This window comes from Chitinophaga filiformis (assembly GCF_021646545.1).
Lineage (GTDB): Bacteria > Bacteroidota > Bacteroidia > Chitinophagales > Chitinophagaceae > Chitinophaga > Chitinophaga filiformis_A.
Genome location: NZ_JAKIRP010000018.1, coordinates 36779 through 51472, shown reverse-complemented (window position 1 = coordinate 51472; position 14694 = coordinate 36779). Strand labels below are relative to the sequence as shown.

Genomic DNA, 14694 nt, shown 5'->3' with positions numbered 1-14694 from the left:
TTTCAGAAAAAGGATGTTTATCTTTAGCATACACTTTTACTATTAATGCTTATTAAGCCACTAACAACAATACCAGAGATACAATCCGGCATCCGTACAATTGAAGAGAATATCGAACTGTACGAAGACAACAATTTCAACCTCCGGGCAGATACACTGGACTTTATTGACTTCCATATCATTGGCCGCATCGAAGAATTGCTGCTTCAAACTGGTGAGACTAAAGACTTGCAGGAGTTGAACCATCATGCGGAAACTCTGAAGTGCAGACTTGAAGAAATTGATGGCTATTTATTTAATGAGTTAAGGGAAAAAATCAGGGCAGGGATTTATACAGGTAGCTCTTTCACGGAAATGGTGACCGAATACTTAGGGTACGATGTTGTTGCTGATGAGAAGATCAATGAGATTGGTTATGACAACCTTGACATCTTTCTCAACGGACTGTTGTTAACAGGAAACATGCCTGAGGCCCTTATGGAGCCGGAACCAGAAATGGTATTCTACCAGAAAACACCTGCCAGAATGATATTTGCGCTATCTGCATCCATCAAACCGACAGATGTATTTGTTGATGTAGGCTCGGGCCTGGGGCAGGTAAATATGCTTGTAAACTTAATTAGTGGAGCTGTTTCTGTGGGTATTGAATGGGAACCGGCTTACGCTGATTATGCCACTGCTTGTGGTGCAGCACTCAATTTAACTAATGTAGCCTTTGTAAATACAGACGCTCGAAAGGCCGACTTTTCCTCCGGGACCATATTTTTCATGTATACCCCTTTTTTAGGGAACATGATGCAGGACGTTTTATGTATGCTAAAACAGGAATCAGAAAAGAGGCCTATCAGTATTTTCACTTACGGCCCATGCTCAGCGCTTGTAGCCCGACAGGAGTGGCTCACCTGTGTAAAGGGCCGGGCTGATGATCCCCATAAATTGTACGAATTCAGAAACGTAGAAGTTAAGCAATCTTCTGAAGAAAGGAATAAAATATAACCGGGTATGCTCTCGTCACCGTTTAATGTCCAGGGCTTTTAGCGCACATGGGAACTGATTGGAGCATAAATGGGTGAATAACCGTTGTAGCTACTGCTGCTCACGCTGATGCTACCGGAGATAGAAAACGTTCTTTCATTGTTAATATACATTACGCCTATTTGGGCAGCAGGAGAAATACCATAGTTGTTACTGTGCATAAAACTGCTGTTCTTGCCAACGCCAGGCTGGTAAAACATGCTATTATACCGGAAAATATACGGTGTCGCCGAAACATTGCCGAAAGCATACATATTATTGTTTAATTGCCGGGTGAGCTGTAATGCTAACGGAACCGACAGGAAGTTACTGCTCCCGCCCTTAAATGCTACGAAGCCAGTTGAGATGCCGGCATATTTTGTGACAAACCATTTCTTCCGGAGATAGTTGGTATCAGTCTCCTGACTATTATTCCTGAAGGCTGGTTGTGTGTGATCCTGCGCCCCGGAAAATAAAGGGAGCTGTGCCTTTGCAGCCATCGCCGACATTAAAATTGCGGTAAAAAGGATTGCACGTATCATACTATGAAGATAACCATCCTTTTTGTTAATATTGCTAATAAAATCATAATATTTCATTAAGAGATATGCCAAAGCCGCTTCATATGACTACATCCGGCCATCATTTGATGTCCGAGTACAGCCGCATAGCAAATTTCGACCATCTCCAGGCGGCAGACAGACAGATAAAATTAAAGGATCATTGTATATGAGGCTGGCTTCAGGACAATGCCCGGGAACAACAAAAGAATAAAAGGACCAATAAATTAATCAAGCCCTAAAATACGAGATATGGACACTTCCAACAAACAGGATCAGCGCATCGCAAAAATGATCTTTGCCTCGGTCTATCCAATGTACGTTGAAAAAGTGGAGAAGAAAGGCAGAACAAAAGAAGAACTACATCAGGTGATAGAATGGCTGACAGGCTTCGATAGCAAGAAGCTGCAGGAACTGATTAAAGAAAAAGTAACGTTTGAAACGTTCTTCCACGAGGCTTCACTAAACCCTAACGCGCACCTCATTACCGGAGTAATCTGTGGGTATCGCGTAGAAGACATTCAGAACCCTTTGACACAAAAAACCCGATATTTGGATAAATTAGTGGATGAGCTGGCGAAAGGCAGGAAAATGGACAAGATTTTACGGGGGTCGTAGCGTCGCCCCGTCCTTACATTAGAAATCCAAAAAGCTTATGAAACAAAAAGCACTTTTTACTGTATTCTTACTACTCTCCCTCTCCTGTTTTGGTATAAAAAAATATACCATCCCAAAAGATGAATTCCTGCAACAATTAAGTACCGGCAGTCTTCCCCCGGGACGTGTATACTGCTATAAGGCAGACGGCAGCAAGGTGTGGCTGTTTTACAATAAGAGTTCCGTTCTGGGCATAAAACTGAAGGACAACACAAAGAGAGATGTGGAGCTTCATACCGTCACACTAAAAAACGGAACATTAGCCGCAACAGTATTTAATGTCTGGTGGTGGAGTAACAAGGTCTACACCGTTAATATAGACGACATTCAGTCTTTTTACATAGAACGTAGAACCACGGAATCTGTGATGAGCTATGTCGATATTGATAACAGCAGGCATCTGGTCAGATTAAAAAATGATTCGCTGAAAAACATCTATGCAAACCGCGATGAACTGATGATCAGCTGGGTGGCTAAAGGCAACTCCTCAAAAGATACTTTCCGCATCAGGGAAAATGTCTGTTACCACATGGACTTTAAAGATAAGCGTCAAACAACATATGGGATCGTTCAAAAGATCACTAAAGACTCCATCTATATTTCCAACGTATACAACCAGGAATGGGCCACTGTCAACAAAACAACATATGAGATCTGGGGATATGCGATACGCGATATCATGCAGTTACGCTTGTTGAAATCCGGCGGCTATGGTTACAAAGCAGTTAACGCCGACGATTATGAAATGCTCGTCACCAAAACAGACTGGAATAGCCTGCGTTTCCCTTACTGGTATGCAGCAAATCCCACCACCGGAGAGCTGGAATTCTACCAGGCCTGGCTGACAGCAAGAGGCTTTCTTGGCATTAGGGAAGAAAAGGGCAAAATGTACTGGTACGAAGGTATGTAATGCTGTAGCCGGTAATGATACCGCAGTGTCGTAACTTGTCCATTCTGGCAGCTCCTGTTCACATCACTTAAAAAATTCACAACAAGATATCAATGACTGCGGGAAATAAATTTTAATACACAGAGAGGGCGATTAACTCCTTATAATTTGGGTATCTTTAGAACAGTAGCACAAATACTTAAGTACGGAAACTATCATGAATCAGTCCTGATGAGACCCTTTTTTAACGCTCAATCTTAACCCTCAAAGTATGAAAAATCTATCAAGTGTATTTCCCCGCCAGCTTTTGTCAGTGGCCATTATGACCGTTTTAGCACTAGGCTGTAAAACAGAAGCAGATGATCTGATAAAGAAGTCGACGGACGTGTCCGCAGCTGCCGCACCTCAGATAGCATTGAGGTCAGTCATTACTTCCGGTTTAAGTGCTCCTATGCAGTTTGTGAACGCTGCCGACGGTAGTAAACGCATTTTTATTCCGCAGAAAGCCGGTACTATAAGAGTGTATGATTCTGCATTTAATTTTATTTCTGTATTTGGCACTGTATCAAACGTAAGCACCAATGGTGAAAGAGGTCTGCTCAGTATGGCCTTTCACCCCAATTATGAAACGAATGGGTTTGTTTACGTTTATTATACCAATACAGCAGGCAACCTTGAGCTTGCCAGGTATCATGTAAACAGCGGCAGCCCGAATGCGTGGAACGCCGCATCAAAAGTGATTGTATTAACGATTCCACATCCTACTTATTCGAACCATAATGGAGGAGAACTTCACTTTGGCACCGACGGATACCTGTATTTATCTACCGGTGATGGTGGCGGTAGTGGCGATGTTTCCAACAATGCGCAGAATACTTCTGTATTACTGGGTAAAATATTACGTCTCGCTGTTAATACATCTGCCACTGCTCCGTATTATAGCATTCCTCCAGGCAATCCATTTTCAAATGCAGTATATGCTTACGGACTACGTAACCCATACCGCTGGAGCTTTGACAGAGCTACCCAGGATATGTGGATAGGTGATGTAGGACAGGATTCATGGGAAGAAATCAATTTCCGCGCAGCATCTGCCACATCAGGAGCCAATTACGGATGGCGCTGTTATGAAGGTAACGCCGCTTACAACACATCCGGATGCAACGGAACAAACTATATCTTCCCGGCACATGCTTATGCTACACAGAACCCTGCCGCAAGTATTACGGGAGGCGTAGTTTACAGAGGCGCTACCTATCCTACGCTGCAGGGCTGTTATCTGAGTGCTGATTTCTATTCCGGTGTATTTTATAAGATTGTTCCAAACGGCTCCGGCGGATGGACTGTCACTACACAAACGCTCTCCCCCACCGGCATTGTGGATTTCGGCGAAACCGAAAGCGGAGAAGTGTATGTGGTGTCCAACACAGGTAACAGTGTGTACCGTGTTGTACCAAACTAACTACTATATTTAATACATCAGGACTGTATTCAAAAAGGGCTGACCGTGGGTCGGCCCTTTTTTCGTCAAACCTCAGTGGAATGCGTCACTGTTAGCCCCGACTACCTGATTGACTCAGCCCGCGTGTTTCAAACGCCGACTCCTTTGACCACCATTACCAACTGAACTGCAAGAAAACCAGGCGGTACCATTTTACCCGAAAAAGGAATATATTGAGCAGGCAAAATCGCCCCATTAAGACCATGAAGAGGAGGACGTCGTACAAGTTAAAGCAGCTAGGCATTATTACGGCTATATGGCTGGTAATAGGCATTTTCATTCCTTTATATGACCGCCTGGCGCTGTTTACCACCAATGCGGTGATGCCTTTACCTAAATATAGTATTGCCGAAGCCGTGGCCATTAATATGGGAGCGGCCCTGATAGGTTCCTTAATAGGCGGCAGCCTGCTGGTCTTTTATGTAAATGTGAAGTTCCGCGACAAATCCTACGGTTATACCATCGCTACAGTTGTATTGTCGTTCCTCGTGGTGATTGCGATCGTCAATATCGTGCTGCGGCTCTTCGGCATACCTTCCGACCCTCTCCGTATATTGAAGAACTGCATGATCTGGGGCGTCATAGTGGCTATTACACAGTTATTCCTGCAGATTAACAATAAATTCGGACAGGGCGTTTTCTGGAACATCCTGCGGGGCAAGTATAATACTCCTAAGGAAGAAAGCAGGATCTTTATGTTCCTGGACCTCAACTCTTCTACTACTATTGCAGAAATGCTGGGCGACAAAAAATATCATGCGTTCCTGAAAGATATCTTTACCGACATCACCAATCCCATTCTTGATAACAAGGGAGAGATCTACCAGTATGTGGGCGACGAAGTGATCGTAGCCTGGAAGTATGACGATGGTATTCAGGACAGTAAATGCGTGCAATGCTTCTTTGATATCAAATATCATCTGCTACAGCTGAATAGCAAGTATATCCGGTTGTACGGACTGGCACCTACATTTAAAGCCGGCATTCATTGTGGTAAAGTGGTGGCTGGAGAAGTGGGCATTATCAAAAGAGATATCACCTACTCCGGCGATGTATTGAATACCACTTCCCGTATACAGAACATGTGTAAAGAATTCAATGAAGAGGTCATCGTATCCGGCGATCTGGCAGCATCGTTGCGCCTGGCTGGCAACTTTGCTGCGCAAACCTTAGGCTCTATCAAACTGAAAGGCAAGCAGAAAGAGATGCTGCTGATTGCACTAAAATCGATCATGACGAATTAACCTGTCCCTTTATTAATTATAGCGTTCAGGTGTGGCCAATATGCGAACCACAAAAATGCCATTTCGATCAACGTAATTGTATGCATATATAACATATATTTATACTCTAAAAGGGACAATCCCCCCGTTGCCTATGCCTAAAAATAACGGAAGCGTTACCTCAGCGCTGAAAACTGCTTTATGCGTAATCCCGCCAGCAATATTGACTGCTGTGCAGCTTGTGTACAGCAAGCACCTGTCAACGATCATTAACAGGAAACGATTTTTATACGTACTGCCTCTTTTGCTGATGAACATCACGGCATCAGCACAGTTCTGGCACTCTACCGAACCGGCACGTATGTACATTGCAATTGACCCGGTGAATAACAATTACCTTGACCATACCTTCGCCACCTGGCCGTATACGCTAAACGGGCCTAAGTTCGTCGCGACGCCTATTCACCAGACCCCTACAGAATATTTGTACTATATGGACACCATCGTTGTCAATCCACCCTGGATGATCTATGAGGTGTATGACTACAGTTCTTACATTTACATGACTGTTGCCCTGGAGTATATCCGCGAGATCTATCCCGTCAATGAGGCGGCATTGGCAGCGCCGACAATGGGATTAGGCGTGCCCTTTTATCCGCTCGACAACTACCATACAAGTAACGGACAGCGTACCGATGAACCGATAAATATACAGTTCTATTACCTGATGGTCCCGCCCTGGAAACTCAAAAATTATACGGCGGAAAAATCTGTGTGCGCCAGTGCCAAGCTGAATCTTGTGTCGATCGGAGATAATGTGACCAACCCGGAAAACAATGACTATTATCAAGGCACCTACGTGCTGGAATATAATGTTGGGCCGGATCTTACTACGGGATGGAAAGCGATAGATTCAACTATCGGGGCGTTTGGGTACGGCTTCACCATTACGCCCGCTCATGTGATCCCGGAAGTAGCCGACACAAAACGAAACGTGTGGTTCCGTCACAGACAGAAGGCGGTGTATAATAACGGCGCAACCGTTCTCTATTCGCGCTGGTCTGAACCTTCAGATCCTATTGAAATATCGCCGGCTCCTCCTACAGTAGATGCTGCCCAGATCGCAAAAACGCCGGGCTGCTATAATGAAGGCGGAGGCACAATATCCGTACCTGGTTCCGCTATCCATACAGGCTTCAGCACTATACGCTGGACGCTGAGAAAAGGGATCGTTTCAACACCCTGTGACCCCGATCTTTCCAACCCGGGCTCCAACTGCGGAGATCTGCTGGCGCAAAGCAATGGCGCTGTTCCCGTATCCGGTGGCATTAATATTGACAACGTTCCAAAAGGTACCTATACACTCTGGGTGTTCAATCCCGGCGAAACAACGGGCAGCTGTATGACGCCCTATTACATAACGATCGATGAATACGCGCCTTTAACGGCTACAGAAAACACAAACCAGCATAAAAACATCAGCTGTTATGGCGGCAGCGATGGTGTTATCGGCATTACCGCCGGCGGTGCAGATACAAATGCCGCCTATTACTTTGAGCTGCGCTCTGGCAGTACCATCATCCGTCCGGAACAGGCGGGTGTGAATCAAAGTATCTTATGGGAGAATCTGCCAGCCGGTACCTATCAGGCAATAGTAAGAAACGCAAGTTGCGCAAATAGTACTCCGCCCCTGAACGTTGTACTGCAACAACCCATCCAGGTAAGTGGCAACGCGGCAAGTAATGATCCAACCTGTACGTCACCGGGCAATGGTGCTATTTCTATTGCTGCGGCTACGACCGGTAACTATGAATTTAAATTGTATCAGAACGATGTTGTAGTAAAGACTTCCGGCGTGCTGAATAACACCATCACCTACACATTCACGGACCTGGCAGGTGGTACCTATCGCGCGGCTATTGTGAACGGCGATGCACCACTTTGTGCAGGCTGGGACAGCACCCTTACCTTACAAGCGCTGTCGCCGTTGGCGGTAAGCCTTACATCTTCCGACTCCATCAGTTGTTTCGGAGGGAATGATGGCAGCCTGCAATTCACAGCCAGCGGCGGTACAGGGCAATATCAATACACAGTGAACGGCACCACCAATAGCACAGGTCTGTTTACAGGCCTTAGCGCCGGCACCTATACGGTTACTGTCACTAACCAGGATAATACGTGCAGCGATGCTGTTACTGCAGACGCTGATATTTACCAGCGGGCAGCGTTGGACGTACAGCTTTCAACGACACCTATCAGCTGTTACGGTGCAGCGGATGCCCTCATAAGTGCTAACGTAAACGGTGGTTCCGGTAACTATAACTATCGCTGGCAACAGCTGAAAAATGGCACGTGGACAGACGGTACCATCTGGTACAGCACAGATACGAAGATCGAGGCACTTGACGCTGGTAGCTACCGGCTGATCGTTACTGACAACAAAGCCACCGGATGTGCTGTCACTTCTACCGAGAGTACCATACCCGCACTTGCCGGATTAACAATCACAAGTATCCAGGCACAGGATGCGGTTTGTCTCTCAGATGGTGCGCATATCAACATGACTGCTACGGGTGGTACGCCTGGCTATCAGTATGAATGGTCCACAGACAATGGAAACAGTTATCAGCCTTTCACCCCTGGCACTGCTATTATGCAATCAGGCACCTACAAACTCAGGCTAAAAGACGCGCATGGTTGCTTCGTAGATGCGGAAAAAAGCTACCCTGTTACACTACCGGATCAACCGCTAAGCTTTACTTATCGCCTGTCAGATTACAACGGTTACAATGTAGGCTGCGCAGGTGGTAATAACGGTTATATCGATATTACAGCTACAGGTGGCAATGGCGCCGGCTATCAGGGTTATGCGTATGCAATAGATAATAGCGCCTATAGTACTGAAACACGCATCACCGGCATCACGTCTGGCACACACACTATACACGTAAAAGATGGCCGCGGTTGCATCAATAGTCAGCAGGTGAATTTCACGGCGCCTGTCAGCACCATCTCGCTGAAAGTGCTCAGCAAAACGCACAACGGTTGTAGCGCAGACCCCGTGGGGCAGATTACGCTGGAAACCACTGGTGGTAGTCAGCCATATACCTATTCACTGAACAAAGGACCCTGGCAAAGCAGTGCTACTTTTGCCAACCTGGCTGCGGGCGATTACGACGTAGCAGTACAGGATGCAGCAGGCTGTGTCAATAGCATCAGTACAACCCTTACTGCCGCATATGAGCCTATTCAGGTAACTGCAGCTATCAGTCCTGTTAGCTGCTTCGGATTGTCTGATGGTACGATCACCGTGAATGCCAGCGGTGGATCCGGCAATTATAGCTATCACTGGCAAACTATCACGGCAGATAACCAGGCCAGGGAACTGCCTGCAGGAGATTACCCGCTGGAAATCACTGACAGTAAAGGCTGTAAACAATCTGTTACTTATACCGTACCGCAACCGGCGCAATTAATACTCAGCATTGACGCGCCTGCGATCTGTGACGGTCTTAGCGATGGCAGCATCAGCGCTACTGTTACCGGTGGCACTCCGCCTTATCAATATGCGTTAGACCAAAGCAGCTGGTTGCCGGCAGGTACGTTTAACGGTCTTGCTCCCGGCAGCTACCGCATTGACGTACAGGACGCACATCAATGCGCTCAGATGAAGCAGGTAACGATTGAAAAAAGCAATGCACAGCCGGAGGTAAATTTCCTGTTGTCCAGTCGTATGAATGCCCGCGACACCCTGGCCGTTCGCGAGATCTGCCTGCCTGCACCAGACGATGTTAAGTGGACCTTCCATCCGGATGCCGTTTACCTGAGCATGCAGGGTGATGTGCCGCTTATTAAGTTTAATAATCCGGGTACGTATTGGGTAGAGATGAATGCCACCTTTGGACAATGTTCCTATACGCTGCGCAAAGCGCTGGAAATAGGCGCCTATGATCCGTCGGCCGGCCCATCCTATACGCAGCCCGTACACGTGATAGATACCGTTATGCTATCTCCGAATCCGAATGACGGGCATTTTACTTACAATATTAAACTCAACAGGAAACAACAGATGATCGTGTATGTGTATGACTTAAACGGCGTAGTGGCTGACAAGCGGCAGTACGCTCCGACGCTGGAAGTACACGATTCGTTTACAGTCAACGGTACGTCCACTGGTATCTTTATTTTAAGGGTCATCACACAAAGCGAAAGCAGGGATGTGAGGTTTATGATTTCAAGATAGCAATGCAACGAGGCGCATGATCTTATAACCAGGTAACCCGGTAATATAACAGGAGGTGTATCACGGCAGAAAGATACCCGTCTTTATATTACCGGGGATATACTGTACCACTATACAGTAGTTTTTTATGTAACTTTAGGCCTATGCTTAGAGTTAGCGACTTATATATTTATCCTGTTAAATCATTGGGAGGATTTTCTCTCCCCGCAGCTACGCTTACAGATCGTGGTTTTCAATACGACAGAAGATGGATGCTCATAGATGAAAACAATCGTTTTCTCTCCCAACGGGAAGTACCTGCTATGGCACTTTTACAGGTTACGCTTGAGGAAGAGCACCTGCTGATCACCAATAAAAAGACAGCGGATCTTATCAAGATCCCTTACGAACCTTCAACATCAGAAACGGTGCTGGTGACTGTCTGGGACGACAATTGCACAGGACTGCGGGTAAGTGATGAAGCGGATGCCTGGTTTACCCGCCAGCTGGCAATGCCCTGCCGACTGGTGTATATGCCCGATAGTACGCAAAGAACAGTGGATAAAGCATATGCTCACAATGAGGAAATCACCAGTTTTTCTGACGGCTATCCCCTGCTGATCATTGGTCAGGCTTCTCTTGACGACCTGAATAGCAGGCTGGCCTCGCCGCTGCCCATGAATCGTTTCAGGCCGAATATAGTGTTTACAGGTGGGCTTCCCTTTCAGGAAGATGACATGAAACAGTTCAGTATTGGGGACATACAATTTTTCGGTGTTAAGCCCTGTGCGCGCTGCGTAATTACTACTATTGATCAGGAAAGCGGTATAAAGGCAAAAGAGCCCCTTAAAACGCTCAGCACCTACCGTGCAAAAAATCAGAAAATATACTTTGGCCAGAATCTGTTGTTTAATGGGAGTGGCACTATCCGTGTTGGCGATACGATAACCCTGCCGTAGTTTTTGGTTGCCGAAAAGGTGCATCTTTTAAACGAAGACTTGCAAAACATCAAAGCGGTCATCCCCACCGGAAGCGTGTCAGGCAGCAGGTATCCTGAAATGTTATGAACGCCTGAAATAGATAAAATCAAATCTAAGCCTTAGTTTTGCCATATAAAGATTTTCCGTATATGGCTTTACGCATTAATCCGTTTTCCAGGATCAATAACGACACTGGTTTTGGCAACAGTTCCAATAGTTATGTAGGCCGCTTTATAAACCGTGACGGCACCTTTAACCTGCGCAAGGAAGGCTTGCCTGTATGGGAACGTGTAAGCCTTTATCATACCCTGCTTAACCTGCCAGCCTGGAAATTCTTCTTTGCCATCATCTTCTTTTTCGTATCTATTAACCTGGTGTATACGCTTATCTATCTGGCTCTCGGCGCGCATGAGTTTCAGGGTATATTGGGCACATCAAAATGGGAAGTTTTCAAAGAGATCTATTTCTTCAGTACCGAGACCTTTACCACTGTCGGCTACGGCCGCGTGAATCCTGTGGGAGACGGCGCCAACCTGGTAGCTTCCATAGAAGCGCTGAACGGCTTCCTGTACCTGGCAGTTTTCACAGGTTTGATCTACGGACGTTTTTCCAAGCCCAAAGCTTTTCTGAAGTTCAGTGATCATGCCGTCATAGCGCCTTACAAAGATAAAATGGGACTGATGTTCCGTTTTGCTTCCTTTAAAGATATGCACACCCTTACGGATGTGGAAGTGAAGGCCAACATCGCCCTGCTGGTGCAGGAGGACGACAAAGCGGTATACCGGTTCTACGAACTGACGCTGGAACGTAGCCGCATCCAGAACCTGCCTATGAACTGGACAGTCGTGCATCCCATCGATGACGACAGCCCCCTGCTAGGCCTGAATGAAGAGGACATAAAAGCTGCCGATGTGGAAATATATGTGCTGGTACGGGGATTTGACGATGTATTTTCCAACTTTGTGCTGAAGCGGACCTCTTATACCTGGGAGGAAATACTGTTCAACCGCCGCTTTGTACCGATGTACCGGGAAACAGGCAACACGACGGTATTGGAACTGCAGAAGCTGAATGTAACGGTTCCCGCGGATGTAAAAAAAGAAGCCGAGCGCCTAGGGTGACAAAACCGTGGCCCGATGCCCCGGTTTTGTCATACAGGCGTGATCAACTGCTCTCCAATCCGCAATACACATTCGAGAAATCCTTCTTCTGCAGGTCACTCTTGTGGATCACAAAATAAATTTCACCCATATCCCAGAACTGAAAACCGGTTTTATTATCCGATCCCGCCCTCAGCAGCACCATCCATTCCTCAGGCTTGCCCTTTTTGACATTTACAGCATCCATTTCGGGCGTATCGTGCTGCTTGAAGACATAGGAGTTCATACTATGCACCGGCTCAACAGAATCGGCTTTTAAGCCGTTTTTCAGTCGCTCTGTTTCATCGTACATCTCTTCCATGTCTGTCAGTTCAGGCCAAAGACTATAGGCATTATACATATACGGTATACCGGGATATTTTCCTGACACGGCCCGGAACGGCTTGTAAATACCGCGGTCATCGTAAATGAAATCCCGTTCTATCTTCAGATCTTTTGCCGATTGCAGGTTGCTGGCAGCACCATCGTAGTACAACACTTTCGGAACCGTGTCTTCCTGGTCCTCAATAAAAAAATAAAGTATGCCTGTTCGGGGAAGATAATCCTGCAGATGGGCAATGGCCTCACAGTTGATCTGCGCAATGAACTGCAGCCCTCTTTCCTGGCCGTAAGCGTCAATGAAGGAAGGATAACTTACGCCCGGCGGCAGGTCGGGCAAGCCGCCGAAACGGTGATTCCCTTTTTCAAGGTATGTATCTTCTTCTGTTGTTTCCAGTGCTACCGATTTGCGGGTACGGTTAGTCAAACCTGCCCTGAACCTGTCTAATCCTGCTGCGCTGATCTGGTCTTCCAGCAACCGTAGCAGGTCCGGATCAGATTTCGCGTAGAAGCGGCTGTCGTTGTACGGAATGGTTCCCTGACCATCTGCACCCTTATAGCTATAGTCCAGCAATGTCATTTTCTTCTCCAGCTCCAGGCTCAGCCCGGGAATATTTTCCACTCCGGCGGGCAGGTGTTCCAGCGGGTTTCGCTCAATATTCAGGCACTGTAACCGGGTCACCGATTGAGGCACCGAAGTAAGCCTGTTGTTTGAAAGCACCAGGGTTTCCAGGTTTTCCGGCAGGGCCGGGTGGATAGATTGCAGCTGATTATCGCTGAGATAAAGTTTCTTCAATACAGGCAGTTGCAGTATAAAAGGGTGAATACCCTCTACCCTGCTATCAGACAGGCGGATCGTTTCAAGCTTCTTCAGATCGCCCAGCCATTGCGGCAGACTATCCAATGCTGAAACACCCCTTAGGGTGAGATCTTTCAACTCCTTCAGACGCTTCACTGCTTTGGGAATTGCTGTAAAATCAGCCGCGCGTTTGCTATCTGGAAAGTCGATCGACAATGTCCGCAACTGCGTTAACGGGTAAATGGTTTCTTCCAGTATACCCACATAAGGGTCAGTAAGCCAAAGCTGCCGCACAATATCGGGCGTTGCCGTACTCACCTCTTCCGTGCTCATGAAGCGATAGTTCTCCCAGACGAGACTTTCCACAGGTAATCTGACAGCCACTTTTACCGGATACTGATTGAATTTTCCATCGATCAGCAGCCAGCCGTTTTCCAGCTTTACTTCTGCACTAAGCTGCTGTGAGTATTGAAACCCGCCCTTCCACATATAGGTCAGGTGACTGCTATTTTCGTCCTGCCCAAAGAGAAACCTCCCTGTGGGAATACCGGCGTTATAGATACCCTTGAAATAAAATTGCAGGTACACCTTTCTGTCACTATAACTATTGATGATGTCATTGTTTTCCGGGTCTATGGTGTCGGGCGCCAGTGCTTCAATTTTAACATAAAGCTCTCCACCTCCATCGGAGATGTAACACTGCCTTTCTCCGGTAAGTGTAAATGTATATTTTCCGAGTTGCCACATTTCGTTGCCATCAGCAGGGAAGGTTACAACATTTTTGTTGTCCTGATCAGTGTCCTCTCTGCCTGTTGCCTGAGACTTTAACAAACCAGCATCCGGAACTGCATGCTGTTCATTTGTAGTTGCAGCTGGGTTACCAAAATATTGGAAGCTTTGCCAGATCTCGTCAAACAGGGGTTCGTAAAACTCCCGTGACCCGATCTTACAATCGCCGGTAATGGTGTAGCCATATTCATTGCTGACGGGCACCAAACCAAAATAAAAGAAAGACCCTTCAGGCGATTGCGCAATTCTTATGTTGGACGTGATTCCTGCTACCAGTAATGTTTTATCTGCAATCACTTCTACCTCCCCGCGCAGATCGAGGCAGCTTTCCCGGAAGCGGGCCAGTAGGTCCTCTCCATCATAAAAATCATAAAAACTGAGTTCCTCCAGGCTGATGGATACATAAGACAGGCATTCATCATCCTTTCTGTGTTCGGCCATAATACTTTCCTTAACCACCTGTATGTGCTCATATATTGAAGGAAAACTAGCGCTGCTTGTTGCTGTTGTGACTGACTGCATAGGTTTGTTCAATTAGTGAACATTGCCTCAAGTATACTATTTTTTATACGGATATTCAAC

At 46.6% G+C, this 14694-nt stretch carries 10 protein-coding genes; 8 read left to right on the top strand and 2 right to left on the bottom strand.

Going from position 1 to position 14694, the window contains the following annotated elements; translation table 11 throughout:
* Window positions 1–45: 45 nt before the first annotated feature.
* The gene (locus L3C95_RS30145) at window positions 46–996 is read left to right on the top strand and encodes a hypothetical protein (RefSeq protein ID WP_236393991.1); all 951 of its coding nucleotides are present in this window, start codon (window positions 46–48) and stop codon (window positions 994–996) included.
* 38 nt (window positions 997–1034) lie between these two features.
* Here the strand turns inward: L3C95_RS30145 and L3C95_RS30140 are convergent, their stop codons facing one another.
* Window positions 1035–1556, bottom strand: coding sequence for a hypothetical protein (locus L3C95_RS30140; RefSeq protein WP_236393990.1), 522 nt, complete (start codon window positions 1554–1556; stop codon window positions 1035–1037).
* Between the two features lie 270 nt (window positions 1557–1826).
* Here L3C95_RS30140 and L3C95_RS30135 point away from each other — a divergent pair, with 270 nt between their 5' ends.
* The 7 genes from L3C95_RS30135 (at window position 1827) to L3C95_RS30105 (ending at window position 12167) form a co-directional block, all read left to right on the top strand.
* Window positions 1827–2192, top strand: coding sequence for a DUF2200 domain-containing protein (locus L3C95_RS30135; RefSeq protein WP_236393989.1), 366 nt, complete (start codon window positions 1827–1829; stop codon window positions 2190–2192).
* Window positions 2193–2229: 37 nt separating this feature from the next.
* Window positions 2230–3141: a hypothetical protein gene (locus L3C95_RS30130; RefSeq protein WP_236393988.1), complete on the top strand. Its 912-nt coding sequence runs from the start codon at window positions 2230–2232 to the stop codon at window positions 3139–3141.
* Between the two features lie 250 nt (window positions 3142–3391).
* Window positions 3392–4582, top strand: coding sequence for a PQQ-dependent sugar dehydrogenase (locus tag L3C95_RS30125; RefSeq protein WP_236393987.1), 1191 nt, complete (start codon window positions 3392–3394; stop codon window positions 4580–4582).
* 242 nt (window positions 4583–4824) lie between these two features.
* Window positions 4825–5865, top strand: a complete 1041-nt coding sequence (locus L3C95_RS30120) for an adenylate/guanylate cyclase domain-containing protein (RefSeq protein WP_236393986.1) — start codon at window positions 4825–4827, stop codon at window positions 5863–5865.
* A gap of 133 nt (window positions 5866–5998) precedes the next feature.
* Complete coding sequence (locus tag L3C95_RS30115; RefSeq protein ID WP_236393985.1) at window positions 5999–10087, top strand: T9SS type A sorting domain-containing protein; 4089 nt, start codon at window positions 5999–6001, stop codon at window positions 10085–10087.
* Between the two features lie 143 nt (window positions 10088–10230).
* Window positions 10231–11025 (top strand): MOSC domain-containing protein, encoded by a 795-nt coding sequence (locus tag L3C95_RS30110; RefSeq protein WP_236393984.1) that lies wholly within the window; start codon window positions 10231–10233, stop codon window positions 11023–11025.
* A gap of 170 nt (window positions 11026–11195) precedes the next feature.
* Complete coding sequence (locus L3C95_RS30105; RefSeq protein WP_236393983.1) at window positions 11196–12167, top strand: ion channel; 972 nt, start codon at window positions 11196–11198, stop codon at window positions 12165–12167.
* Between the two features lie 43 nt (window positions 12168–12210).
* Here the strand turns inward: L3C95_RS30105 and L3C95_RS30100 are convergent, their stop codons facing one another.
* Window positions 12211–14553 (bottom strand): DUF1963 domain-containing protein, encoded by a 2343-nt coding sequence (locus L3C95_RS30100; RefSeq protein ID WP_236393982.1) that lies wholly within the window; start codon window positions 14551–14553, stop codon window positions 12211–12213.
* Window positions 14554–14694 lie beyond the last annotated feature (141 nt).

Excerpts from the sequence above, each read along its gene's own strand:
- L3C95_RS30140 (WP_236393990.1), bottom strand. The coding sequence starts at position 1,556 with ATGATACGTGCAATCCTTTTTACCGCAATTTTAATGTCGGCGATGGCT.
- L3C95_RS30120 (WP_236393986.1), top strand. The coding sequence starts at position 4,825 with ATGAAGAGGAGGACGTCGTACAAGTTAAAGCAGCTAGGCATTATTACG.
- L3C95_RS30115 (WP_236393985.1), top strand. The coding sequence starts at position 5,999 with ATGCCTAAAAATAACGGAAGCGTTACCTCAGCGCTGAAAACTGCTTTA.
- L3C95_RS30125 (WP_236393987.1), top strand. The coding sequence starts at position 3,392 with ATGAAAAATCTATCAAGTGTATTTCCCCGCCAGCTTTTGTCAGTGGCC.
- L3C95_RS30135 (WP_236393989.1), top strand. The coding sequence starts at position 1,827 with ATGGACACTTCCAACAAACAGGATCAGCGCATCGCAAAAATGATCTTT.
- L3C95_RS30110 (WP_236393984.1), top strand. The coding sequence starts at position 10,231 with ATGCTTAGAGTTAGCGACTTATATATTTATCCTGTTAAATCATTGGGA.
- L3C95_RS30145 (WP_236393991.1), top strand. The coding sequence starts at position 46 with ATGCTTATTAAGCCACTAACAACAATACCAGAGATACAATCCGGCATC.
- L3C95_RS30100 (WP_236393982.1), bottom strand. The coding sequence starts at position 14,553 with ATGGCCGAACACAGAAAGGATGATGAATGCCTGTCTTATGTATCCATC.
- L3C95_RS30130 (WP_236393988.1), top strand. The coding sequence starts at position 2,230 with ATGAAACAAAAAGCACTTTTTACTGTATTCTTACTACTCTCCCTCTCC.
- L3C95_RS30105 (WP_236393983.1), top strand. The coding sequence starts at position 11,196 with ATGGCTTTACGCATTAATCCGTTTTCCAGGATCAATAACGACACTGGT.